Origin of the sequence: Kitasatospora gansuensis (genome assembly GCF_014203705.1) — a bacterium.
Lineage (GTDB): Bacteria > Actinomycetota > Actinomycetes > Streptomycetales > Streptomycetaceae > Kitasatospora > Kitasatospora gansuensis.
Genome location: NZ_JACHJR010000001.1, coordinates 2,353,023 through 2,376,763, shown reverse-complemented (window position 1 = coordinate 2,376,763; position 23,741 = coordinate 2,353,023). Strand labels below are relative to the sequence as shown.

At 71.5% G+C, this 23,741-nt stretch carries 20 protein-coding genes and 1 pseudogene; 19 read left to right on the top strand and 2 right to left on the bottom strand.

The window, feature by feature from the left end:
• Positions 1-2: 2 nt before the first annotated feature.
• From F4556_RS10395 to F4556_RS10385, 3 genes are read left to right on the top strand one after another with little or no spacing between them, the layout of a single operon-like run.
• The gene (locus F4556_RS10395) at positions 3-1,406 is read left to right on the top strand and encodes a lysine N(6)-hydroxylase/L-ornithine N(5)-oxygenase family protein (protein ID WP_184913639.1); all 1,404 of its coding nucleotides are present in this window, start codon (positions 3-5) and stop codon (positions 1,404-1,406) included.
• A gap of 19 nt (positions 1,407-1,425) precedes the next feature.
• Positions 1,426-3,207, top strand: a complete 1,782-nt coding sequence (locus F4556_RS10390; RefSeq protein ID WP_376775679.1) for an IucA/IucC family protein — start codon at positions 1,426-1,428, stop codon at positions 3,205-3,207.
• A gap of 12 nt (positions 3,208-3,219) precedes the next feature.
• On the top strand, positions 3,220-5,319 hold the full coding sequence (locus F4556_RS10385; protein WP_184913637.1) for an ATP-dependent DNA helicase: 2,100 nt from the start codon (positions 3,220-3,222) through the stop codon (positions 5,317-5,319).
• Between the two features lie 85 nt (positions 5,320-5,404).
• Here the strand turns inward: F4556_RS10385 and lexA are convergent.
• Positions 5,405-6,079, bottom strand: a pseudogene (gene lexA, locus F4556_RS10380) (transcriptional repressor LexA); the annotation flags it as partial.
• A gap of 456 nt (positions 6,080-6,535) precedes the next feature.
• Between lexA and nrdR the strand changes: the two are divergent.
• From nrdR to F4556_RS10355, 5 genes are all read left to right on the top strand, one after another.
• On the top strand, positions 6,536-7,024 hold the full coding sequence (nrdR, locus tag F4556_RS10375; RefSeq protein WP_184913635.1) for a transcriptional regulator NrdR: 489 nt from the start codon (positions 6,536-6,538) through the stop codon (positions 7,022-7,024).
• 131 nt (positions 7,025-7,155) lie between these two features.
• On the top strand, positions 7,156-10,011 hold the full coding sequence (locus F4556_RS10370) for a vitamin B12-dependent ribonucleotide reductase (RefSeq protein WP_184913633.1): 2,856 nt from the start codon (positions 7,156-7,158) through the stop codon (positions 10,009-10,011).
• 172 nt (positions 10,012-10,183) lie between these two features.
• Positions 10,184-10,570, top strand: a complete 387-nt coding sequence (locus F4556_RS10365; RefSeq protein ID WP_184913631.1) for an effector-associated constant component EACC1 — start codon at positions 10,184-10,186, stop codon at positions 10,568-10,570.
• Positions 10,567-12,228, top strand: a complete 1,662-nt coding sequence (locus F4556_RS39705) for a caspase family protein (RefSeq protein ID WP_184913629.1) — start codon at positions 10,567-10,569, stop codon at positions 12,226-12,228. Before F4556_RS10365 ends, F4556_RS39705 begins: the two co-directional genes overlap by 4 nt.
• Before the next feature lie 119 nt (positions 12,229-12,347).
• Entirely contained in the window at positions 12,348-12,776 is a 429-nt protein-coding gene (locus F4556_RS10355) for a hypothetical protein (RefSeq protein WP_184913627.1), read from the top strand.
• Between the two features lie 17 nt (positions 12,777-12,793).
• Here the strand turns inward: F4556_RS10355 and F4556_RS10350 are convergent, their stop codons facing one another.
• Positions 12,794-13,591 (bottom strand): helix-turn-helix domain-containing protein, encoded by a 798-nt coding sequence (locus F4556_RS10350; protein WP_184913625.1) that lies wholly within the window; start codon positions 13,589-13,591, stop codon positions 12,794-12,796.
• 74 nt (positions 13,592-13,665) lie between these two features.
• Here F4556_RS10350 and F4556_RS10345 point away from each other — a divergent pair, with 74 nt between their 5' ends.
• The 11 genes from F4556_RS10345 to F4556_RS10295 all read left to right on the top strand — a co-directional run bounded on the left by F4556_RS10345 (position 13,666) and on the right by F4556_RS10295 (position 23,676).
• Positions 13,666-13,884, top strand: coding sequence for an RNA polymerase subunit sigma-70 (locus F4556_RS10345; RefSeq protein WP_184913623.1), 219 nt, complete (start codon positions 13,666-13,668; stop codon positions 13,882-13,884).
• A 3-nt stretch (positions 13,885-13,887) separates the two neighbouring features.
• Positions 13,888-14,439, top strand: coding sequence for a Clp protease N-terminal domain-containing protein (locus tag F4556_RS10340; RefSeq protein ID WP_184913621.1), 552 nt, complete (start codon positions 13,888-13,890; stop codon positions 14,437-14,439).
• Between the two features lie 199 nt (positions 14,440-14,638).
• Positions 14,639-16,240, top strand: a complete 1,602-nt coding sequence (locus F4556_RS10335; protein WP_184913619.1) for a sensor histidine kinase — start codon at positions 14,639-14,641, stop codon at positions 16,238-16,240.
• Positions 16,237-16,638, top strand: coding sequence for a roadblock/LC7 domain-containing protein (locus F4556_RS10330; RefSeq protein WP_184913617.1), 402 nt, complete (start codon positions 16,237-16,239; stop codon positions 16,636-16,638). Before F4556_RS10335 ends, F4556_RS10330 begins: the two co-directional genes overlap by 4 nt.
• Positions 16,635-17,003, top strand: a complete 369-nt coding sequence (locus tag F4556_RS10325) for a DUF742 domain-containing protein (protein ID WP_184913615.1) — start codon at positions 16,635-16,637, stop codon at positions 17,001-17,003. The genes F4556_RS10330 and F4556_RS10325 overlap by 4 nt, the downstream gene beginning before the upstream one ends.
• Positions 16,984-17,607: a GTP-binding protein gene (locus tag F4556_RS10320; protein WP_184913614.1), complete on the top strand. Its 624-nt coding sequence runs from the start codon at positions 16,984-16,986 to the stop codon at positions 17,605-17,607. The genes F4556_RS10325 and F4556_RS10320 overlap by 20 nt, the downstream gene beginning before the upstream one ends.
• Positions 17,604-18,851: a cytochrome P450 gene (locus F4556_RS10315; protein WP_313068241.1), complete on the top strand. Its 1,248-nt coding sequence runs from the start codon at positions 17,604-17,606 to the stop codon at positions 18,849-18,851. Before F4556_RS10320 ends, F4556_RS10315 begins: the two co-directional genes overlap by 4 nt.
• A gap of 35 nt (positions 18,852-18,886) precedes the next feature.
• Positions 18,887-20,089 carry a cytochrome P450 family protein gene (locus tag F4556_RS10310; protein ID WP_184913611.1) on the top strand — a complete coding sequence of 401 codons (1,203 nt, stop codon included), beginning with the start codon at positions 18,887-18,889 and terminating at the stop codon, positions 20,087-20,089.
• 246 nt (positions 20,090-20,335) lie between these two features.
• Positions 20,336-21,694 carry an ABC transporter substrate-binding protein gene (locus F4556_RS10305; protein ID WP_184913609.1) on the top strand — a complete coding sequence of 453 codons (1,359 nt, stop codon included), beginning with the start codon at positions 20,336-20,338 and terminating at the stop codon, positions 21,692-21,694.
• A gap of 72 nt (positions 21,695-21,766) precedes the next feature.
• Positions 21,767-22,771, top strand: a complete 1,005-nt coding sequence (locus F4556_RS10300) for a carbohydrate ABC transporter permease (protein WP_184913607.1) — start codon at positions 21,767-21,769, stop codon at positions 22,769-22,771.
• Positions 22,768-23,676 (top strand): carbohydrate ABC transporter permease, encoded by a 909-nt coding sequence (locus tag F4556_RS10295; RefSeq protein ID WP_184913605.1) that lies wholly within the window; start codon positions 22,768-22,770, stop codon positions 23,674-23,676. Before F4556_RS10300 ends, F4556_RS10295 begins: the two co-directional genes overlap by 4 nt.
• The last annotated feature ends 65 nt before the right edge of the window (positions 23,677-23,741 follow it).

The following is a 23,741-nucleotide window of genomic DNA, read 5'->3' as shown; positions in this document are numbered from 1 at the left end:
ACATGGACAACCCGCAGCCCGAGGCGTCCGACGAACAGCCCGTGGCGTACGACCTGCTGGGCGTCGGCCTGGGCCCGTTCAACCTCTCGCTGGCCGCGCTGGCCGACCGGGTCGGCGGGCTCGACGCGCTGTTCTGCGAGGCGAAGCCGGAGTTCCGCTGGCACCCGGGGATGCTGGTGGACGGGGCCCGGATGCAGGTGCCGTTCCTGGCCGACCTGGTCTCGCTGGTCGACCCGACCAACCCGTGGTCGTTCCTCAACTATCTGCGGGACCAGGACCGGCTGTTCCCGTTCTACTTCGCCGAGCGCTTCCAGCTGGCCCGCCGGGAGTACGACCACTACTGCCGCTGGGCGGCCGAACGGCTGGTCAACTGCCGGTTCGGCGCGGCCGTCACCGAGCTGCACTGGCACCCGGGGCACCGGCTGTTCCGCGCGCTGGCCGGCGGCACCGAGGTCTGGGCCCGCAACGTGGTGCTCGGTGTCGGGACGACCCCGGTGCACCCGGAGGCGTTCGCCGGCCTGCGCGGCCACCCGCAGGTCTGGCACTCCGCCGAGTACCTGGACCGCCGGGCGAGCCTGGACCGGGCCAGGGACATCACCGTGGTCGGCTCCGGGCAGTCCGGCGCCGAGGTCTTCCTCGACCTGCTGCGCACCCGGGGCGACGACGGCACCCGGCTGCGCTGGCTGACCAGGACCAGGGCGCTGGCCCCGATGGAGTACTCCAAGCTCGGCCTGGAGCACTTCACCCCTGATTACACCCGCCACTTCCACGGCCTGGCCCCCACCGTCCGGGACCGGCTGGTGCGGGAGCAGTGGCAGCTGCACAAGGCGGCCAGCGCCGAGACGCTGGCCGAGATCCACGACCTGCTGTACGAGCGGACCATCGGCCGCCCGCTGGACGCCGACCCGGTGGAGATCCGGCCCGGCACCGCCGTCACCGAGGCGCTGGCCGGACCCTGCGGCGGCTTCGAACTGATCTGCCGTCAGGTCGACTCGGGCGCCGAGCAGGTGATCCGCACCGACGCGGTGGTGCTGGCCACCGGCTACCGGGCGGTCCGCCCGGCCCTGCTCGACCCGGTCGCCGAGCTGGTGGACTGGGACGAGCAGGGCCGGTTCCGGGTCGGCCTGGACCACCGGGTGGCCACCAGGCCCGAGCTGACCGGCGGCCTGTACGTGCAGAACGCCGAACTGCACACCCACGGCGTCGGCACCCCCGACCTCGGGCTCGGCGCGCACCGGGCCGCCGTGATCCTGAACGCGGTGACCGGCCGGACCGTCCACCGGCTCCCCACCCGGACCGCCTGGACCAGCTTCGCCCCGCCCACGCCTTTCGTTCCCGCTCCCGTTCCCGCTCCCGCCCTCCCGCGCCCGCAGGAGGGCAACCGTGCCGCCCCAGTCACCCGCTGAACTCCTCCGGAGGGCCACCGTGCCGCAGCAGCCTCCCGCCGAGCTCCACCTGCCACCCCAGCTGACGGCCGCGCACTGGCGGCGGGCCCGCCGGGCGATGCTCGCCAAGATGCTCGGCGAGTTCGCCTACGAGCAGCTGCTCACCCCGGTACCGGACGGCGCCGGCTACCGGCTCGACCTCCCCGAGGCGGTCTACCGGTTCACCGCCCGCCGTGGCGCGTACGGCAGTTGGCAGGTCGACCCGGCCTCGGTGGAGTGCCGGGCCGACCCCGAAGGGGACCCGCTGCGGCTGCTCCAGCTGGCCAGGGCGGAGCTCGGGCTGCCCGGGGACACCCTCGGCCACCTGATCCGCGAGCTGACCGCCACGCTGCTCGCCGACGCCCGCCAGCTGGCCACCGAGCTGACCGCCGCCGAGCTGGCCGAGCTGGACCACGTCGGGCTCGAGGGGCGGCAGACCGGGCACCCGTGGATCGTCCCGAACAAGGGCCGGCTCGGCCTGTCGGCCCGCGACCTGGCCGCCTGGGCCCCCGAGGCGCGCAGCCCGCAGCGGCTGCCGTGGCTGGCGGTGCACCGGCGGCTGGCCGAGTTCCGGGGACAACCGGACCTGTACGAGCAGGAGTTGAGCCCGGAGTTCCGGTCCGGCGTCGGCCCGGAGTACCTGCTGCTGCCGGTGCACCCCTGGCAGTGGGACGAGGTGATCCTGCCGCTGTTCGCCCCCTGGATCGCCTCCGGCGAGATCGTCCCGCTGCCCAGCGACGGTGACCTGCGGCTGCCGCAGCAGTCCGTCCGCAGCTTCTTCAACCTCAGCCGGCCCGAGCGCTGCACCGTCAAACTGCCGCTCTCGGTGCTCAACACCCTGGTCTGGCGCGGCCTGCCGACCGAACGCACGCTGGCCGCCCCCGCCGTCACCGCCTGGATCCACGGCCTGCGGGACGGCGACCCGTTCCTGCGGGACGAGTGCCGGGTGATCCTGCTCGGCGAGATCGCCTCGGTCACCGTCGATCACCCGGTCTACCGGGAGCTGCCGGAAGTCCCGTACCAGTACAAGGAGTTGCTCGGCGCGATCTGGCGCGAGCCGCTCGGCCGGTACCTCGCCCCGCACGAGCGGGGCCGTACCCTGGCCGCGCTGCTCCAGGTCGGCTCGGACGGCCGTGCGCTGGTCGCCGAGCTGGTCGCCCGCTCCGGCCTGCCGGCCCGGGACTGGCTGCGCCGGCTGTTCGCGGTGATGCTGCCGCCGCTGCTGCACTTCCTCTACCGGTACGGCACGGTCTTCTCCCCGCACGGCGAGAACGCCATCGTGGTCTTCGACCAGCACGACGCGCCCGCCCGGCTCGCGGTCAAGGACTTCGTCGACGACGTCAACATCAGCGACCGCGACCTGCCCGAACTCGGCGGCCTCCCGGCCGAGGTGGGCGAGGTGCTGCTGCGCGAGCCGCCCGAGTACCTCTGTCAGTTCCTGCACTCCGGCCTGTTCATCGGGGTGTTCCGCTACCTGGCGCCGCTCTTCGACGCCCAGCTCGGCGTCTCCGAGGCCGAGTTCTGGGAGCTGCTGCGCGAGCGGATCACCGCCTACCAGCGGCGCTTCCCGGAACTCGGCGAACGCTTCAAGCTCTTCGACCTCTTCACCCCCCGGATCGACCGGCTCTGCCTGAACCGCAACCGGCTGCTGCTGGACGGCTACCGGGACCGCCCCCACCGCCCGCACGCCGCCGTGCACGGCGAGGTGGACAACCCGCTGCACTACGGCGGGGCGACCGGGCTGCCCCCGCAGCAGAGCCGGATTGTCACCCCCACGTCGTAGGCTGGGCGGGCCATGACGAACGACTCCGAACCCCAGGCCCTGCCCGGCGCCGCCGAGGCCCCGGCCCCCGTCTCCCGCGCCGCGCTCCCCGAGCTGCTGCACGCCGCCGTGACGGCCGTCGGGGGCGTCGAGCGCCCCGGGCAGGTCGCGATGGCCGAGGCCGTCGCCGACGCGGTCGGCAGCGGCGAGCACCTGCTCGTCCAGGCCGGCACCGGCACCGGCAAGTCCCTCGCCTACCTGGTCCCCGCGCTCGCGCACGGGGACCGGGTGGTGGTGGCCACCGCCACCCTGGCGCTGCAACGCCAGCTGGTGGAGCGGGACTTGCCCCGGACGGTGGACGCGCTGCACCCGGTGCTGCGCCGCCGCCCGCAGTTCGCGATGCTCAAGGGCCGGTCCAACTACCTCTGCCTGCACCGCGCCCACGAGGGCACCCCGAGCGAGGAGGGCGAGGGCCTGTTCGACCCGGTGGACGCGCTCGGCGGCCCGACCGGCAAGCTCGGCCAGGACGTCATCCGGCTGCGCGAGTGGGCCGACGAGACCGAGACCGGCGACCGCGACGACCTCTCGCCCGGTGTCTCCGACAAGGCCTGGGCCCAGCTCTCGGTCACCTCCCGGGAGTGCCTGGGTGCCAGCAAGTGCACGTACGGGCAGGAGTGCTTCGCCGAGGCGGCCCGCGAGCGCGCCAAGCTCGCCGACGTGGTGGTGACCAACCACGCGATGCTGGCGATCGACGCGATCGAGGGCGCCCCGGTGCTGCCCGACCACGGCCTGCTGATCGTCGACGAGGCGCACGAGCTGGTGAACCGGGTGACCGGCGCCGCCACCGGCGAGCTCACCGTCGGCGCGGTCAACCGGGCGGTCAAGCGAGCCGCCCGGCTGGCCAACGAGAAGGCGGTGGACTCGCTCCAGGCCGCCGCGGAGAACTACCACGGCCTGATGGAGACCGCCCAGCCCGGCCGGGTCGAGGGCGAGCTGCCCGAGTACCTGGCCTACGCGGTCACCGCGATCCGGGACGCCGCCCGACTGGTCATCACCTCGCTCGGCGAGACCAGGGACAAGGCGCTCACCGACGAGGACGCGGTCCGCAAGCAGGCGATGGCCTCGGCCGAGTCGCTGCACGAGACCGCCGACCGGCTGCTCTCCGACTCCGCGTACGACGTGATCTGGATCGAGCGCAGCGACCGCTTCGGCCCCGGCACCGCCTCGCTCCGGGTCGCCCCGCTGAGCGTCTCGGGCCTGCTGCGGGAGAAGCTCTACAAGGAGCGCTCGGTGGTGCTCACCTCGGCCACCCTCAAGCTCGGCGGCGACTTCAACGGCGTGGCCGCCTCGGTCGGCCTGCCGGGGGAGGGCCGGCTGCCGGACGCGCGCTCGCCCGAGGAGCCCGAGCTGGTGCACGGCGAGGACACCCCGCCGTACTGGCGCGGGATCGACGTCGGCTCGCCGTTCTCGTACCCCAAGCAGGGCATCCTCTACGTCGCCAGGCACCTGCCGGACCCGGGCCGCGACCCGGAGCGCCCGGAGATGCTGGACGAGCTCACCGAGCTGATCGGTGCGGCCGGCGGCCGCACCCTCGGCCTGTTCTCCTCGATGCGCGGGGCGAAGGCGGCCGCCGAGGCGCTGCGCGAGCGGCTGGACCACAAGATCCTGCTCCAGGGCGAGGACACCCTCGGCGAGCTGATCCGGGAGTTCGCCTCGGACGCCACCACCTGCCTGTTCGGCACCCTGTCGCTCTGGCAGGGCGTGGACGTGCCGGGCTCGGCCTGCCAGCTGGTGGTGATGGACCGGATCCCGTTCCCGCGCCCGGACGACCCGCTGATGAGCGCCCGTCAGAAGGACGTCGAGGAGCGCGGCGGCAACGGCTTCATGGCGGTCGCGGCCACCCACGCCGCGCTGCTGATGGCCCAGGGCGCGGGCCGGCTGGTCCGCGCGGCCGACGACCGGGGCGTGGTCGCGGTGCTCGACCCCCGGGTGGCGACCAAGCGGTACGGCAGCTTCTTCCGCTCCTCGATGCCGGACTTCTGGTACACCGACGACCGCAACCAGGTGCGCCGTTCGCTGGCCGCGATCGACGCCTCGGCGCCGCCGGTGCGCCCGGTGGCCAAGCGCGGCTGAGCCGTCGTCACGCACGGTCCGTGACCGCACGGGAAAGGGCCACCCCTCGGGGTGGCCCTTTCCCAGTGGTGCGACGAACGGTGTGTCAGAGACGGCGGAGCACCGCGACGACCTTGCCCAGGATGGTCGCGTTGTCCCCCGGGATCGGGTCGTAGGCCGGGTTGTGCGGCATCAGCCAGATCTTGCCGTCCTCGCGCTTGAGACGCTTGACGGTGGCCTCGCCCTCGATCATCGCGGCCACGATGTCGCCGTTCTCGGCCACCGGCTGGCGGCGGACGGTGACCCAGTCGCCGTCGCAGATGGCGGCCTCGATCATCGAGTCACCGCGCACGGTGAGCGCGAACAGCTCGCCCTCGCCGACCAGTTGACGGGGCAGCGGGAAGACGTCCTCGACCGTCTGCTCGGCCAGGATCGGGCCACCGGCGGCGATCCGGCCGACCAGCGGCACGTACGAGGTGGAAGGACGCCCGGCCGCCTCGGCGGTGTTCGGCCTGGCCACCTCGACGCCGCGCACCTCGTAGGCGCGCGGGCGGTGCGGGTCGCGCCGGAGGAAGCCCTTGCGCTCCAGCGCCATCAGCTGGTGCGCGACCGAGGAGGTCGAGCTGAGGCCGACGGCCTGGCCGATCTCCCGCATCGACGGCGGGTAACCCCGGCGCTGCACCGAGTCCCTGATGACCTCGATGACCCGGCGCTGGCGCTCCGTCAGGCCGGCTTCGTCGGTGCGGATGCCCGGCGGGCGGCCCGGCATGGAGCGCGTCGGGGTCGGCTGGCCGAGGACGTCGTCCTGGGCGGCGGAGTGCTCGATGGGCTGGCTCCGGCTCATGGTGGGGTCCACGCTCTCCTGCTCAGCGGTGCGCGCGGGGCGCTCCTGCACCGGGATGGAGGTCTTGGCTTCGACGGTGTTCACGGCTGCTTCCTTCCGACAGGTCTCCCTTTGCCCAGCTCAACTGGTGCCCCTATCGAAAGGTTGCGCCAAACACACGTTCGAGTGAATTTATTCGAAGTCGGCTGACTCGATCAAGACTCTGGGTGTACATCGCTTAAGTGTTCGACTTGCGCAGTCTATTTCACGGGTCGGAGAAATTTCACCCCGTCGCGGCGCGTCGGCGGCGCACCACTACATGTAGGGGCCTAGGTTCTCCGTTGGGCCCACCCCTAGTGGTCCGTGTAGAGTGTGCGAGTCCGTTGCGATGTCGTTCAGAGAGGGAGTCCCCCGGTGCACTGCCCCTTCTGCCGACACCCGGACAGCCGAGTGGTCGACTCCCGGGCCAGCGACGACGGAAGTTCGATCCGTCGCCGCCGCCAGTGCCCCGACTGCGGCCGTCGTTTCACCACGGTCGAGACCGCCACCCTGATGGTCATCAAGCGCAGCGGGGTGACCGAGCCGTTCTCCCGGTCCAAGGTGATCAGCGGTGTCCGCAAGGCCTGTCAGGGCCGCCCGGTCACCGAGGACGCCCTCGCCCAGCTCGGCCAGCGGGTCGAGGAGTGCGTGCGGGCCTCCGGCAGCGCGGAGCTCTCGACACACGACGTGGGTCTGGCCATACTCGGCCCACTCAAGGAACTGGATCTGGTCGCGTACCTGAGGTTCGCCTCGGTGTACCGCGCCTTCGACGATCTCGAAGACTTCGAGGCCGCCATCGCGGAACTCCGCGGTGAGCGTCCTCTCCCCACCGAGGACGTCGCCGTCCTCTCCACCGCACCCTGACCGACTGACCTGTGCCAGTCGTCCGGGGCGGTCCGGCGTGCCCGAAAACGGCCCGCTGAACACCGTCGTCCGCCCTCAGTTCCCACGCATACTGGGATATCGGGGGATTTGCCCAAGAGGAGAAGCGAGAAGTGACCGACACCACGAGCGGGTCTGCACGCGGGTCGAAGGCTGCCAAGGGGGCCGGCAAGGCACCCAAGGGCGGTCTGCGGATCGAACGCATCCACACCACTCCGGGCGTGCACCCCTACGACCAGGTCAGCTGGGAACGCCGCGATGTGGTGATGACCAACTGGCGTGACGGCTCGATCAACTTCGAGCAGCGCGGCGTCGAATTCCCCGACTCCTGGTCGGTGAACGCGGTCAACATCGTCACCTCGAAGTACTTCCGCGGCGCGGTGGGCACCCCGCAGCGCGAGTGGAGCCTCAAGCAGATCATCGACCGGGTGGTGCTCACCTACCGCGCCGCCGGTGAGAAGAACGGCTACTTCGCCACCGCGGACGACGCCGAGATCTTCGAGCACGAGCTCACCTACGCCCTGCTCCACCAGGTGTTCAGCTTCAACTCGCCGGTCTGGTTCAACGTCGGCACCAAGCAGCCCCAGCAGGTCTCCGCCTGCTTCATCCTGGCCGTCGACGACTCGATGGACTCGATCCTGGACTGGTACAAGGAAGAGGGGATGATCTTCAAGGGCGGCTCCGGCGCCGGCCTGAACCTCTCCCGGATCCGCTCCTCCAAGGAGCTGCTCTCCTCCGGCGGCAACGCCAGCGGCCCGGTCTCCTTCATGCGCGGCGCCGACGCCTCGGCCGGCACCATCAAGTCCGGTGGCGCCACCCGCCGCGCGGCCAAGATGGTCGTCCTGGACGTGGACCACCCGGACGTCGAGGCCTTCATCGAGACCAAGGTCAAGGAGGAGGAGAAGATCCGCGCCCTCCGTGACGCGGGCTTCGACATGGACCTCGGTGGCGACGACATCACCTCGGTCCAGTACCAGAACGCCAACAACTCGGTCCGGGTCTCCGACGAGTTCATGACGGCGGTCGAGAACGGCACCGAGTTCGGCCTGCGGGCCCGGATGACCGGCGAGGTCATCGAGACCGTCGACGCCAAGAAGCTGTTCCGCAAGATGGCCGAGGCGGCCTGGGCCTGCGCCGACCCGGGCATCCAGTACGACGACACCATCAACCACTGGCACACCTGCCCGGAGTCCGGCCGGATCAACGCGTCCAACCCCTGCTCCGAGTACATGCACCTGGACAACTCCAGCTGCAACCTCGCCTCGCTCAACCTGATGAAGTTCCTCCGCGACGACGACTCCTTCGACGCCGGGCGCTTCGCGGCCGTGGTCGAGCTGGTCATCACCGCGATGGACATCTCGATCTGCTTCGCCGACTTCCCGACCGAAAAGATCGGCGAGACGACGCGCGCGTACCGCCAGCTCGGCATCGGCTACGCCAACCTCGGCGCCCTGCTGATGGCCACCGGCCACGCGTACGACTCCGAGGGCGGCCGCGCGCTGGCCGGTTCCATCACCTCGCTGATGACCGGCACCGCCTACCGCCGCGGCGCCGAACTCGCCGGCGTGGTCGGCCCGTACGACGGCTACGCCCGCAACGCCGCCCCGCACCAGCGGGTCATGCGGCAGCACGCGGACGCCAACGCCGCCGCCGTCTCGTACGACGACCTGGACGCCCCGGTCTGGGCCGCGGCCACCGCCACCTGGGCCGAGGTGCTGACCCTCGGTGCGCAGAACGGTTTCCGCAACGCGCAGGCCTCGGTGCTCGCCCCGACCGGCACCATCGGCCTGATGATGGACTGCGACACCACCGGCGTCGAGCCCGACCTCGCCCTGGTCAAGTTCAAGAAGCTGGTCGGCGGCGGCTCGATGCAGATCGTCAACAACACCGTGCCGCGCGCCCTCAAGCGCCTCGGCTACCAGCAGGAGCAGATCGAGGCGGTCGTCGCCCACATCGCCGAGCACGGCAACGTGGTGGACGCGCCCGGTCTGAAGCCCGCGCACTACTCGGTCTTCGACTGCGCGATGGGTGAGCGGGTCATCTCCGCGATGGGGCACGTGCGGATGATGGCGGCGATCCAGCCGTGGATCTCCGGGGCCATCTCCAAGACGGTCAACATGCCGTCCGTGGCCACCATCGAAGAGGTCGAGGAGATCTACTTCGAGGCGTGGAAGCTCGGCGTGAAGGCGCTCGCCATCTACCGCGAGAACTCGAAGGTCGGCCAGCCGCTCTCGGCGAAGAAGACCAAGGAGGAGGAGAAGGCCGTGGCCGTCCCCGCCCCCGTGGTCGAGTACCGCCCGGTCCGCAAGCGCCTCCCGAAGGGCCGTCCCGGCATCACCACCTCCTTCACGGTGGGCGGCGCCGAGGGCTACATGACCGCGAACTCCTACCCGGACGACGGTCTCGGCGAGGTCTTCCTGAAGATGTCCAAGCAGGGTTCGACCCTCGCGGGCATGATGGACGCCTTCTCGATCGCGGTGTCCGTGGGTATGCAGTACGGCGTCCCGCTGGAGACGTACGTCTCGAAGTTCACCAACATGCGCTTCGAGCCGGCCGGTCTGACGGACGACCCGGACGTGCGGATGGCGCAGTCGATCGTGGACTACATCTTCCGCCGCCTCGCGCTGGACTTCCTGCCCTTCGAGACCCGCTCGGCGCTCGGCATCCACTCGGTCGAGGAGCGTCAGCGTCACCTCGACACCGGCTCCTACGAGCCGATCGAGGCCGAGGACGCGGATGTGGACGTGCAGTCGTTCGCGCAGTCCGCCCCGATCGCCACCCCCAAGCCCGTCCCGGTGGAGGCCCCGAAGGCCGCCCCGGCCCAGGCGCACAACTCCACCGAACTGATGGAGATCCAGCTCGGCCTCAACGCCGACGCTCCGCTCTGCTTCTCCTGCGGCACCAAGATGCGCCGCGCGGGCAGCTGCTACCTCTGCGAGGGCTGCGGCTCGACCAGCGGCTGCAGCTGACGGTACGTCAGGCATAGCTGAGCAGTAGCTCACGAAGGGGACCGGCCGTCGGCCGGTCCCCTTCGGCGTGCCGGTGGCCCGCACGGGGAGGCCGAGGCGCTCGCTCCTGGCCCGTGGGTCTCTGTCGTCCCCTAGCATGAGGGCCGGGAGCATTCGGGGGAAGGGAACCGGGGTGGAGGTCAGCCTCACGTTCGGCGAGGGCGGCTCGGAAGACGAGCGGGCCGATTTCGCGGCGTCGCTCTACCGGTGGCTGGTGGCGGAGTCCGAACTGCGGGGTGGGGCCGAAGTGGCTCTGCGGGGCGGGGGGATGACGCCGGGTCAGATGGGCGAGGGTGCGCTGGAGATCGTCAATGTGGTGATCGCCAACGGGATCGCCCTCGGCAGTCTGGTCACTGCGGTGGCTGCCTGGCGGGGCTCGCGGTCGCGGCCGCCGCAGGTGCGGTTGGAGCGGAACGGGGTGGTGGTCACCCTGCAGGACGCCTCGCCCGAGGAGGTCGAGCGGATCCTGCGGGTCTGGAACGACGGCGCCGTAGCGGGTGGGGAGACCGAGCAGCGGTGACCGAGCTGTCGGACCCGGCCCGCTCGCAGGCGGTGCTCGTCGGGGTTCACGGCTACCGGAACCTGGAGAACCTGCCGGCGGTCGCGTACAACCTGGCGGGGCTGAAGGGAGTGCTGACCGATCCCGCGGTGTGGGGGCTCCCCGGCGAGGCGTGCACCGTGATCTCGCAGCCGACCAGTGCCGGGCAGGTGCTCGACACGGTGCGGGAGAGGGCCCGGGAGGCCCGGGACACCCTGTTGATCTACTACGCGGGGCACGGGCTGACGGATCCTCACACCGACGAGCTGTACCTGGCGTTGCCGGATTCGGACCGCGAGCGCGAGTACACCTCGCTGCGGTACGAGTACCTGCGCAGGGCGGTGCTAGACCCGCAGGCCCGGGCCCAGCGGACCGTGGTGATCCTGGACTGCTGCTACAGCGGACGGGCCCTGGTCGGGAAGATGGGCGCGGGCGCGCAGATCGCGGACCGGGCCGTCGTCGAGGGGACCTGCCTGCTGACGGCGTCCGCCGAGACCCGCCCGGCGCTGTCCCCACCCGACGAGCAGTACACGGCGTTCACCGGCGAGTTGATCACCACGCTGGCCGAAGGGGTGCCGGGCGGTCCCGATCTGCTCGACATGGGCTTCCTCTACCGGCACCTGCACAGCGTGCTGGCCGCCAAGTCCCGGCCGCTGCCGCAGCAGCGCAACCGCAACGCCGGTGGGCTGATCGTGATAGCCCGCAACCGGGCCAGGACGCCGGTGGTCCGGCCGTCGCCCACGCTCGACCTGGCCTCACCGCTCTCACCGCAGAGCGAGCCCGCGGTCTGGCTGGCCGAGCTGGAGAAGCACGCGGAGCAGGTCCGCCAGGAGGCGGAGCAGGTCCGTTTGGAGACCGAAACCCGGGTCCGGGAGATGGTGCAGACTGCGCAGGGCATCGCGAACGCGATGGCGGCCGAGCCCGATCCGGACTTCAAGCCGGTCTGGTTCGCGGTGCCGGAGAAACGTCCACTGCTGGGGCAGGACGGATCGCTGACGCCGTTGGCGGAACTCGTACCGGGCGTCTGGTACTTGGCGCTTGAGCAGCGAGGTGGGGCCTTCCTCGCCCAGATCCCGGACGGTCGCAGGGGGCTGCTGTTGGACACCGGGTGGATCCAGCGCGGGGACAGCGCGCCGGAAGCCCCGGTGGACGCGCTGCCGGTGTTCGACGCGTTCTGGTTCGCGGTGCCCCGGCGGCGTGCGCTGCTGGCACTGAACGGGGAGCTGACCACGGCGGCGGTGCTCGCGCCAGGCGTCTGGCATCTGGCGGTCGAGCAGCGGAAGGAGGGCTTGCTGGTGCGGACCCAGGACGGGCGCATCGGGTTGCTGCGCGACACAGAGGAGCTCGAGCGCGCCGGCAGCACGGTGGCGGAGGAGATGGTCGAGCGCACCCTGCGCAGAGTCCAGCGGCTCGCCGGTGCGGTGCTGGCCCAGCCCGAGCCCGACTTCGAGCCGTTCTGGTTCGCGGTGCCCGAGGTGCGTCCGCTGCTGGGGCAGGACGGCTCCTTGGCGCAGGTGGCGCAACTGGAGGTCGGGGTCTGGCACTTGGCGGTCGAGCGGCGGGGAGAGGCGTTCCTGGTGCGGACCCAGGACGGGCGCAGGGGGCTGCTGCTGGACACCACCGGAATCCAGCGTGGCTGACGCCTCGGCCCGCATTACCTGACGGGTAATCGACCCTGACGCGCCCGCCCGGCAGGCTGGTCTCAGGCCGCCGGGGAGGACCCCGGGAGGGCCTACCGACCACTCGGAGGTTGTTCGTCATGGCTGTGAACTCGCTTGCCGGTACTGCTCGTTCGACCGACGCAGGGCAGGGCTGGCTGCGCAAGGTGCTGGCGCTGGACGCCGTGGTGACCGGCGGGAACGGGCTCGCCTACCTGGCGTTCTCGGGGCCGCTCGGGGAGTTGCTCGGGATCGACCGGATGGTGCTGCTGGACATCGGGGCGTTCCTGCTGCTGTTCGGTGCCGGGGTGGGGTTCCTGGCGAGTCGGCGGGTGCCGTCGGCGGCGGTGGTGAAGGTGTTGGTGGACGCGAATCTGCTGTGGTCGGTGCTGAGCGTCGTGGCGATGGTGGTCTGGTTCGAGCCGAGCACCGTCGGGCTGGTGTGGATCCCGATGCAGGCCGCCACCGTCGCGGGGTTCGCGGCGCTGCAGTGGCGGGCGCTGCGCTCGGTGGCGCGGTCAGAGCGCTAGCAGGCCGGCGGCGACGGTCACGGCAGCACCTCGCGCAGGTAGGACGCGGTCTCCGGGTCGGCCGGGAGGAAGGTCTCCATGGCCAGCTCGGAGACGGTCACGTCCATGGGGGTGTTGAAGGTCGAGATGGTGGAGAGGAAGGACAGCACCCGCCCGCCGTGCTCGAACCGGAGCGGGAGGGCGAACGGGAAGAGCGCGGAGGCGTCCTGCGACTCGTCCTCGGCGGGTACGGGGTAGCCGTGGACCTCCTCGTAGAGGGCGCGCAGCGGTTCGGAGCGGACCAGGGCGATCTGACGCTCCATCTGCTCCAGCAGGTGGGCCCGCCACTGGCGCAGGTTGCGGATCCGGGGAGCGAGGCCCTGGGGGTGCAGGGTGATCCGCATGGCGTTCATCGGCGGGGCGAGCAGCGCGGGGTCGACGCCGTCGAGCAGCAGGGCGATGCCGCGGTTGGCGGCGAGCACCCGGTAGGTGCCGTCGACGATCAGGGCGGGGTAGGGCTCGTGGGCGGCGAGCAGCTGTTCCATGCCGGAGCGCAGGGCGTCCAGGGCGGGGTCGTCGAGCGGGGTCTCGGCGTAGTGCGGGGCGTAACCGGCGGCGAGCAGCAGGGAGTTGCGTTCGCGGACCGGGATGTCGAGGTGTTCGGCGAGTCGGAGCAGCAGGTCCTGGCCGGGGCGGGAACGGCCGGTCTCGATGAAGCTGATGTGCCGGGCGGAGGAGTCCGCGCCGAGGGCGAGCTGGAGCTGGCTGAGGCCGCGCCGTTCCCGCCAGTCGCGCAGCAGGGCCCCGGCGCCGGTCTCGGTGGACGTGGTGGTCATGGCACGACCGTAGCGGGTGCCGCCGGGCGTCAACTTTGGTTGACAAGCGCGAGCTGTCAACCTATGTTGACACCATGAGCGACACCAAGCAGCTCGCGGCAGCCGCGAGCAGTCGTGACCCGGCGGTCGGCCTGCGCGCCGTCCGCGCCCTGCGGGAGTTGGCGGACCGGCTGGAGGACCTCCAGGTCGGGAACGCACGTGGCCAGGGCTGGTCCTGGCAGGAGATCGCGGTCTGTCTGGGCGTCAGCAGGCAGGCCGTACACAAGAAGCACGCCAAGCGGGACGGAGGCTGAGGGATGTTCGAGCGGTTCACGGCGGCGGCGCGGCAGGTGGTCGTGCAGGCCCAGGCCGAGGCGCGGGAGTTGAGGCACGACCGGATCGGCGCCGAGCACCTGCTGCTCGCGGTGCTGGCCGATCCGTCCGATCCGGCGGCGGCGCTGCTGGTGGCGAAGGGGCTGGATCACGCGGCCGCCCGGGCCGAACTGGCCCGGAGGCCCGATCCCGGGAGTGACGCGGAGGCGCTGGCCTCGATCGGGGTGGACCTGGACGCCGTCCGGGCGGCGGTGGAGGCCGAGTTCGGCGAGGGGGCGCTGAGCGGGGCGCGCGAGGAGCCGCGCCGGCGGGGCTGGTTCAAGGGTGACCACCGGCCGTTCACGGCGGAGGCCAAGAAGGTGCTGGAGCTCTCGCTGCGGGAGGCGCTGCGGCTGAAGGAGAAGGAGATCGGGGTCCGGCACCTGCTGCTCGGCCTGCTCCGGGCGGGCGAGGGGCCGGCCGTGACGCTGGTCACGGAGCGGGGGATCGATCCGGACGGTCTGCGGCGGGAGCTGGAGGCGCTGTCGGGACGGTGACGCTGTCGTTCGGACACCGTCTGCCGGATCGTCACGGACGGTGTCCGAAAGTCGGACAGGGCGTCAGATGCGGGGTTGAGTACAAGAGGTGAATAGATATGATCTGCTGACCGCGTGTACTGATCAACCGCCCAGAGCGTGACGGGTGGTGCGCTGTCGTCCGCCCTCCCGCAGCCGTCCGCCCCCGAGGATCAGACTGATGAGAGCTCGCACGCGCCCCGACCGAGGCGCGTCAGTCCGCCGTTCGAACGGCAGCACCGCCTGGTGGGCCGCGGTCGGCCTGCTGGTCGGCGCCGGTGGCGGCGCGGCCGCGGTCGCGCTGGCGCCCGCCGCGCACCAGTCGGCCGTGGCCGGCACCGTCGGCGGAGCGCTGCTGCTCTGGTGCGGGCTGCTCGCGCTGGCCTGCCGCCAGCTCGGCCGGGCCCACCGGAGCACCGAGGAACTCGACGCCACCCGCGCCGAACTGACCGTCACCACCGGCCACGCCGCCACCCTGCACGCCGAGTTGAGCGCGGCGCACTACGCCGCCGCCGAACTGCGCGCGGCGCTGGCCGCCACCCGGGCCGAGGCCGACGCGGCGCACGCCGACCTCCGCTCCGCCGAAGCCGGACTGGCCGCCGCCCGGGCCGAGGCCGAGGAACTGCGCGAGTCGGTCGAACGGGACCGCCGGGAGCGGGCGGCCCTCGACCGGCTGTCCGCCGAGGTGCTGCCCGAGGTGGTCGGCCGACTGCGGTCCGGCAGCTCGGTGGAGACCGTGCTGGCCCCGCACCGCGCACTGCCGCACGCCGCGCTGTTGCGCACCGTGGCCACCGAGATCGGCCGCGGCGAGCGGCAGCGGGCCGCCGCGCTGGCGGTCTGCGCGACCGCCGCGGGCCGGGTCCAGGCGCTCGCCACCAGCATGCACGCGGAGCTGCGCGAGATGCAGCACCGGCACGGCGAGGAGGTACTCGGCGACCTGCTGACGCTCGATCACGCCACCGCCCAGGCGGGCAGGATGGCGGACTCGATCGCGGTGCTCACCGGCGCCCGCTCCGGCCGTCGGTGGACCAGGCCGATCGGCGTGGAGTCGATCCTGCGCGGCGCGCTCGGCCGGATCGGCGCGTACCAGCGGGTCCGGCTGCACTCGGCCAGCACGGCCGCGGTGGCCGGGTACGCCGCCGAGGGCGTGATGCACGCGCTGGCCGAACTGCTGGACAACGCCGCCAACTTCTCCGCCCCGCCGGCCGAGGTGCACGTCTACGTCGAAGAGGCGCACTCCGGGCTGGTGATCACGGTCGAGGACGGTGGACTCGGCCTCGGCGAGAGCTGGCTGAAGCGAGCCGAGGCCGCCGTCTCCGCCGAACCGCTGGACCTCACCGCGCTCTCCGCCGGTACCCGGCTCGGCCTGGCCGTGGTCGGCGTACTGGCCCGCAAGCACGGCCTGCAGATCTCGTTCCGCCCGTCCGCCCGGGGCGGCACCGGCGTGGTGGTGCTGATCCCCGAGCAGCTGATCACCCACCCGGCACCGGTCAGGGCCGAACCGCAGGAGCCCGCCCCGGTGCACGAGCGGCCGGCGCCCCAGCCGGTGTCCCAGCCGGCGGTCGAGATCACCGAGAGCACCGAGAACGGCCTGCCGCAGCGCCGCCGCGGCCAGACCCTGAGCACGGCCCTGAGCACCGCTCCCGAGGCCACGCCCGCCGCGCAGCCCGTCCGGACCGACGCGGCGGTGGCCGCCGCCCGGTTCGGCGCGTTCCGCCGCGCGCTCCAGGCCGGGCCCGGCGCCACCCCCGACGACGCTTCCCAGAAGGACGACTCCCGATGAGCAGCACCGACCGCGATCTCGACTGGCTGTTGGAGAACCTGCTGGCCGCCACCCCCGGCGCCCGGCACGCCCTGGTGCTGTCGGCCGACGGCCTCAAGCTCTGCCACACCGCCGATCTGAGCACCGATCAGGCCGACCAGCTGGCCGCGATCGCCTCCGGGATGCAGAGCCTGGCGCACGGCGCCTCGATCGAGTTCGGCGACCGCACCGGCGGGGTCAGGCAGTCGATGACCGAGTTCCACGGCGGCATCCTGTGCATCGTCGCCGCGGGCGAGGGCGCGCACCTCGCGGTGGTCACCGACGAGAGCGCCGACGTCGGTGTGGTGGGCCACAACATGTACGGGCTGGTCGAGCAGATCGGCACGTACCTGACCGCTCCGGCGCGCGAGTCGGCATGAGCACCGGCCGGGGTTTGCCGGGGCCCGACGATTCGCCGGACCGGCTCTACACCGTCACCAAGGGCCGCAGCCGCCCGCCGGAGCAGGCCTTCGACCTGGTGACCCTGATCGTCGCCGAGCGGGAACCGACGCCCGGCATGCAGTCCGAGCACGTCCGGATCCTGGAGATCTGCGCCGACCCCACCGCCGTGGTCGAGCTGGCGGCCGAACTGGCCCTGCCGGTCAGCGTGGTGAAGATCCTGCTGGGCGATCTGCTGGAGGCCGGCCGGATCACCGCCCGGCACCCGCGGTTCGCGCCCAGCAAGGCCCGGCTGCCCGACCTCGACACGTTGAAGCAGGTGCTGAATGGACTCCAACGGCTCTGACACCGCCCTGCTGGCGCGGTCGGCCGCCCCGCTGCGCAGCACCGCCTCGGACGGGCTGAAGATCGTGGTGGTGGGCGGCTTCGGGGTCGGCAAGACCACCCTGGTCGGTTCGGTGAGCGAGATCCGTCCGCTCAACACCGAGGAGACCATGACCAAGGCGGGCGAGGGCGTCGACGACCTGACCGGCGTCGCCGGGAAGCGCTCCACCACGGTGGCCTTCGACTTCGGCCGGATCACCCTGGACGACCGGCACGTCCTCTACCTGTTCGGCGCGCCCGGGCAGGAGCGGTTCTGGTTCCTCTGGGAACGGCTGTTCGCCGGGGCGCTCGGCGCGGTGGTGCTGGTGGACACCCGGCGGCTGGCCGAGTCCTGGTACGCGATCGACCGGCTGGAGCACCACGGCACGCCGTTCGTCGTGGCCAGGAACAACTTCGGCGAGCCCGAGCACAGCCTGGCCGAGGTGCGCGCCGCGCTGGACCTGCCCGAGCACGTGCCGCTGATCGACTGCGACGCCCGGGACCGGGACTCCGGCAAGCAGGTGCTGATCGGACTGGTCCGCCACATCCAGCAGTTGGCCGTCAGAGAGCTTGAGGAGACCCCGTGACCGAGCCCGCGATGACCCCGCCGCCGGGCTGCCCGGCGCACGCCGGTGCCACTCCGCTGTACGGGCCCCGGTTCCAGACCGATCCTGGCCAGCTCTACCAGGAGCTGCGCCGCACCCACGGCCCGGTGGCGCCGGTCGAACTGGCTGGCGGAGTGCCGGCCTGGCTGGTGATCGGCTACCGCGAGCTCCAGCTGATGACCGGTCAGACCAAGCTGTTCGGCCGGGACTCGACCCGGTGGAACCAGTGGCCGAACATCCCGGCGGACTGGCCGCTCAAGCCGATGATGGCCCCCGTCCCGTCGATCCTGTACGCCGAGGGCGCCGAGCACCAGCGCCGCAAGGCGGCGGTCACCGACGCGCTGGCCGGGGTGGACCAGTACGAGCTGAAGCAGCACTGCGAGGAGGTCGCCGACCGGCTGATCGACGAGTTCGCGGGCAAGGGCGAGGCGGAGCTGGTCGCCGACTACGCGCACCGGCTGCCGCTGCTGGTGCTGTGCCGACTGTTCGGTCTGGACGAGGACGAGGCGCCGGTGCTGATCGGCGGGCTGGTGGCGATGCTGGACGGTGGCCCGGACGCCCAGGCCGGGGCGCAGCGGCTGCTGGACGTGATGCTCGGGCTGGTGCACCGCAAGCGCGCCGAGCCGGGCCCGGACGTCACCTCCAGACTGCTGGGCCACCAGGCCGGGCTGACCGACGAGGAGGTGATGCGCGACCTGCGGGTGATCCTGATCGCGGGTCACCAGCCCTGTGCGTACTGGATCTCCAACGCGCTGCGCCTGATGCTCACCGACGACCGGTTCGCCGCCTCGCTCTCCGGCGGCCGCCGGAGCGTCGGCCAGGCGCTCTCCGAGGCGCTCTGGGAGGACACCCCGACCCAGATCTTCGCGGGCCGCTGGGCGACCAGGGACACCCAGCTCGGCGGTCAGCGGATCGCGGCGGGGGACCTGCTGCTGCTCGGCCTGGCCGGGGCCAACACCGACCCCTCGGTCCGGCAGGCGGACGGCACCCCGGCCGAGGGCAACCGGGCCCACCTGTCCTACTCGTACGGCCCGCACAGCTGCCCGTTCCCGGCCCAGGAGACCGCCGAGGTGATCGCCGCGACGGCGATCGAGGTGCTGCTGGACCGGCTGCCCGACCTGCGGCTCGCGGTGGCCGAGCACGCGCTGGTCTGGCGCCCCTCGGCCTGGGTGCGCGCGCTGATGGCGCTGCCGGTGGCCTTCACCCCTGGCTACCTGGCGGGCTGACGGTCCGTCAACCGAAGCCGACCGAAGGAGTACGCATGACCGCCCCGATCCTGATGGACCCGCTGGCCACCGACAACGCCGCCGAGGGCGCGCTGCTGCGCGCGGCCGGGCCGGTGGTCGAGGTCGAGCTGATGGGGGGTGTCCGGGCCTGGGCGATCACCCGGCACGCCGCGGCCAGGGCGCTGCTCAACGACGAGCGGCTGGTGAAGAACGCTCAGCACTGGGCGGCCTTCCAGCGCGGCGAGATACCGAAGACCTGGCCGCTGATCGGCCTCGCGGTGCCGGGGCCGAGCATGGTCACCACGGACGGCTCGGAGCACCGTCGGCTGCGCTCGATCGTGACGCAGGCCTTCACCCCGCGCCGGGTGGAGGCGATGCGGCCCGGGATCGAGGCGATGACCGCCGAGCTGCTGGACAAGGTGGCGGCGGCCGGGCCCGAGGTGGACCTCAAGACGGTCTTCGCCTTCCCGCTGCCGATGACGGTGATCGGCAGCCTGCTCGGCCTGCCCGAGGAGGACCACGCCCGGATCCGCGACCTGTACGAGCGCTTCTTCAGCAGCGTGAAGGACCCGGCCGAGGTCCCGGCGATCATCGCGGCCTTGAACGCCTTCGTGAACGACCTGGTCGCCAAGCGCCGGGCCGCGCCGGGCGAGGACCTGATCAGCGCTCTGCTCGCGGCCGACGTGGAGGGCGGCGCGCTGACCGACGCCGAGGCGGCGGCCACCGTCCGGGTGATCATCGCGGCCGGGCACGAGACCACGGTCAACCTGATCACCAACGCCGTCCGGGCCCTGCTCACCCACCCGGACCAACTGGAGTTGGTGCGCAAGGGTGAGGTGCCGTGGTCGGCGGTGGTCGAGGAGTCGCTCCGCTGGACCCCGCCGACCAGCAACTTCCTGTTCCGGTTCGCCACCGAGTCCATCCCGTACGGCGACACCGTGATCCCGGCCGGCGACGCGGTGCTGGTCTCCTACAACGCGATCGGCCGCGACCCGGCTCAGCACGGGATCACCGCCGAGGTGTTCGACGTCACCCGGGAGCCGGCCAGGCTGCTCTCCTTCGGCCACGGCCCGCACATCTGCCCGGGGGCGTCGCTGGCGCGGATGGAGGCGCAGATCGCGCTGCCCGCGCTGTTCGAGCGCTTCCCCGGGCTTCGGCTCGCGGTGCCGGACGCCGAGCTGCGCCCGAGCCCGTCGATGGTGGTCAACAGCCTGAAGGCGCTGCCGGTCGTGCTCTGACCCGTCGCGGAGGTGACCTGGCCGCGCAGCACGGCCAGGTCACGACTGCGGCACTTGCGGATGAAGGTCGAACGCACACCTTGGCGGCGGATGACGACTGGGTTAACGTCTTCGAGCCAGCCCGACGGGTTGGGACAACCCACTTCTCTGGTTCAGCGCCTGTTGTTCCGTCTTACTGCTGGCATGTCATGCCCTGGCAAGGAGGACCTCGTTGACCACCGTCCTGCTCGTGATCGAAGGCCGCCGATGACCCTCCGCCCCCGGCTGCTGGCCGTCCCCGCCGTCCTCGCTCTGGCCCTCACGGCGGCCTGTTCCAACTCCTCGTCCAGCAACGGCGGTGGTGGCGGCTCGGCCGCCCCGCTGACCGGCGACTGCGTCAAGTACCAGGCCTACGCGGGAAACTCCGGCAAGACGGTGACGATGTTCGCCTCGATCCGCAGCCCCGAGTCGGATTCGCTGGAGAAGTCCTGGGCCGAGTTCAGTTCTTGTACGGGGATCAAGATCTCCTACGAGGGCTCGCCGGACTTCGAGTCCCAGATCCAGGTCCGGGTGACCGGCGGCAACGCCCCTGATCTGGCGATCATCCCGCAGCCCGGGGTGCTGGCCCAGATGGTGAAGACCGGCAAGGTGGTGAAGCCGCCGGCCCAGACCGAGGCCAACCAGGCCAAGTGGAGCCCGATCTGGAAGACCTACGGATCGGTGAACGGCACCTTCTACGCGGCACCGATGAGCGCCAACATGAAGTCGCTGGTCTGGTACTCGCCGAAGGCCTTCAAGGCGGCCGGCTACGAGGTGCCGAAGACCTGGGCCGAGCTGATGACGCTGAGCGGGAAGATCGCCGCCTCGGGCTCCACCAAGCCCTGGTGCGGCGGCATCGGCTCCGGTACCGCCACCGGCTGGCCCGCCACCGACTGGCTGGAGGAGGTCGTGCTCGGCACCCACGGTGGCGAGGTCTACGACCAGTGGGTGAGCCACCAGGTGAAGTTCGGCGACCCGAAGATCGCCACCGCGATGCAGACGGTGGCCGACTGGATGCAGAACCCGGCCTGGGTGAACGGCGGCATCGGTGACGTGAAGTCGATCGCCACCACCACCTTCCAGGACGCCGGGGCGCCGATCCTGACCAACAAGTGCGCGATGCTCCAGCAGGCTTCGTTCTACGCGGCGCAGTGGCCCAAGGGCACCAAGATCGGCGCGGACGGCGACATCTTCGCGTTCCAGTTCCCGGCGGTGAACCCCTCGGTGGGCAACCCGGTCGAGGGCGGCGGCGAGTTCGTGGCGGCCTTCGCGAGCCGCCCGGAGGTGCAGGCGGTGCAGAACTACCTGTCCAGCTCGGAGTGGGCGAGCAGCCGGGTCAAGGTCTCCAGCGGCTGGGTCTCCGCCAACCAGGGCGTGGACAAGAGCCTCTACACCGACCCGATCGACAAGCTCTCGGCCGCCGCGTTGACCGACCCGGCCGCGACCTTCCGGTTCGACGCCTCCGACCTGATGCCCGCCGCCGTCGGCGCGGGTGCCGAGTGGAAGGCGCTGACCGCCTGGTTCGCCGAGGGACAGGCCATCCCGAAGGTGGCGGCCGACATCGACGCGGCCTGGCCGCAGCAGTAGTCGGCCCGCCACGGGCGGCGCGGGTCCACCCGCCCGCGCCGCCCCAACTCCCCTTCCGGGAAGGACATCCGAATGCCCGCCACCCTTCACGTGGCCGCGTCCGCCTGGAGCGACGCCGGGATCAAGTTCGGCAACAGCCTGGGCGCGATCGCCGGTTTCCTGGGCATCCTGCTGCTGATCTTCTTCGCGGCCGGCCGGGCCACCGGCCGGTTCGCCAAGCCGCTCGCGGTGCTGGTGATGCTCGGCCCGGCCGTCCTGCTGCTGGTGGTCGGCCTGGTCGCGCCGCTGGTCCGGACGGTCTTCCTGAGCTTCTACAACGCCGACAGTGACCGCTCGGTGGGCCTGCGCAACTACGACTGGGCCTTCACCACCGACTCGATCCACACCGTGCTGCTGAACACCGCGCTCTGGCTGGTGGTGGCGCCGCTCACCGCGACCGGCCTCGGCCTGGCGCTGGCGCTGCTGGTGGAGCGGATGCGCTGGCAGGGGCTGTACAAGTCGCTGATCTTCCTGCCGATGGCGGTCTCGCTGGTCGGCGCGGGCATCATCTGGAAGTTCGTCTACGAGTCCCGCGGCGCGGGCCAGCCGCAGATCGGCCTGCTCAGCCAACTGGCCGTCAGCCTGGGCTGGGAGGACCCGCCGAACTGGATCCTCACCCAGCCGCTGAACAACTTCCTGCTGATCGCGGTGATGGTCTGGGTGCAGACCGGCTTCGCCATGGTGGTGCTCTCGGCCGCGATCAAGGCGATCCCGGACGAGGTGACCGAGGCGGCCCGGCTGGACGGCGCGCGCGGCCTGCGGCTGTTCTGGTTCATCACGGTGCCGATGATCCGCACCACGCTGGTGGTGGTGCTGACCACCGTCATGATCACCACGCTGAAGGCCTTCGACATCGTCCGCACCATGACCGGCGGCAACTTCGGCACCCAGGTGCTGGCCAACGAGATGTACGCGCAGTCCTTCACCCAGTTCGACGTGGGCCGGGGGAGCACCCTCGCGGTGATCCTCTTCCTCGCGGTGCTGCCGCTGGTGGCCTACAACATCGTCCAGCTGCGCAAGGAGCGTGAAACCCGATGACCGCTGCGAAAGCCGTCCGACGGTCCTTCAGCGGACCGCTCGGCTCACTGTTCGTCATCGTGGTGACGGTGCTCTGGACCATCCCCACCTTCGGTCTGCTGGCCACCTCGCTGCGGCCCAAGCAGGAGGTGGCGACCACCGGTTGGTGGGAGGTGTTCACCCACCCCGAGCTGATCCTCTCCAACTACCACACGGTGCTGTTCGAGGGCGGCTTCGGCGTCAGCGCCGGGATGATGCCGTTCCTGGTCAACTCGCTGGCGATCAGCGTGCCGGCCACCGTCTTCCCGCTGGTGATCGCGGCGATGGCGGCGTACGCGCTGGCCTGGGTGCGGTTCAGGGGGAGCGACACGGTCTTCTTCGTGATCTTCGCGCTGCAGGTGGTGCCGCTGCAGATGGCGCTGATCCCGCTGCTCCAGCTGTTCTCCGGCGGGGCCCACCTGGGCGGGCTGACCGTCATCCCGGCGGTGAACCTGAGCGGGACGTACGCGCCGGTCTGGCTGGCGCACACGATGTTCGCGCTGCCGCTGGCCACCTTCCTGCTGCACAACTTCATCTCGCAGCTGCCGCGCGACCTGATGGAGGCGGCGATCATGGACGGGGCCTCGCACTTCAAGATCTTCCGGTCCATCGTGCTGCCGCTCTGCACCCCGGCGCTGGCCTCGTTCGCGATCTTCGAGTTCCTCTGGGTCTGGAACGACCTGCTGGTCGCGCTGACCTTCGCGGGCGGCACCCCCGAGGTGGCGCCGATGACCGTCCGGCTGGCCCAGCTCTCCGGATCGTTCGGCGGCCGTTGGGAGTTGCTGACGGCCGGGGCCTTCCTGTCGCTGATCATCCCGCTGATCGTCTTCTTCGCGCTCCAGCGCTACTTCGTCCGGGGGCTGCTGGCGGGATCCGTCAAGGGGTAGCGCCCTGACGGGGTGTCATGCCCTGGGAATGTGTGGATTCTGCGTACGGCGGCGATCCCCAACCT

Bases quoted from the DNA above. Each gene is read 5' to 3' on its own strand.
- F4556_RS10385 (WP_184913637.1), top strand. From the start codon at position 3,220: ATGACGAACGACTCCGAACCCCAGGCCCTGCCCGGCGCCGCCGAGGCC.
- F4556_RS10305 (WP_184913609.1), top strand. From the start codon at position 20,336: ATGACCCTCCGCCCCCGGCTGCTGGCCGTCCCCGCCGTCCTCGCTCTG.
- F4556_RS10310 (WP_184913611.1), top strand. From the start codon at position 18,887: ATGACCGCCCCGATCCTGATGGACCCGCTGGCCACCGACAACGCCGCC.
- F4556_RS10300 (WP_184913607.1), top strand. From the start codon at position 21,767: ATGCCCGCCACCCTTCACGTGGCCGCGTCCGCCTGGAGCGACGCCGGG.
- F4556_RS10350 (WP_184913625.1), bottom strand. From the start codon at position 13,591: ATGACCACCACGTCCACCGAGACCGGCGCCGGGGCCCTGCTGCGCGAC.
- F4556_RS10320 (WP_184913614.1), top strand. From the start codon at position 16,984: ATGGACTCCAACGGCTCTGACACCGCCCTGCTGGCGCGGTCGGCCGCC.
- F4556_RS10330 (WP_184913617.1), top strand. From the start codon at position 16,237: ATGAGCAGCACCGACCGCGATCTCGACTGGCTGTTGGAGAACCTGCTG.
- F4556_RS10345 (WP_184913623.1), top strand. From the start codon at position 13,666: ATGAGCGACACCAAGCAGCTCGCGGCAGCCGCGAGCAGTCGTGACCCG.
- F4556_RS10340 (WP_184913621.1), top strand. From the start codon at position 13,888: ATGTTCGAGCGGTTCACGGCGGCGGCGCGGCAGGTGGTCGTGCAGGCC.
- F4556_RS10325 (WP_184913615.1), top strand. From the start codon at position 16,635: ATGAGCACCGGCCGGGGTTTGCCGGGGCCCGACGATTCGCCGGACCGG.
- F4556_RS10335 (WP_184913619.1), top strand. From the start codon at position 14,639: ATGAGAGCTCGCACGCGCCCCGACCGAGGCGCGTCAGTCCGCCGTTCG.
- F4556_RS10395 (WP_184913639.1), top strand. From the start codon at position 3: ATGGACAACCCGCAGCCCGAGGCGTCCGACGAACAGCCCGTGGCGTAC.
- F4556_RS10355 (WP_184913627.1), top strand. From the start codon at position 12,348: ATGGCTGTGAACTCGCTTGCCGGTACTGCTCGTTCGACCGACGCAGGG.
- F4556_RS10295 (WP_184913605.1), top strand. From the start codon at position 22,768: ATGACCGCTGCGAAAGCCGTCCGACGGTCCTTCAGCGGACCGCTCGGC.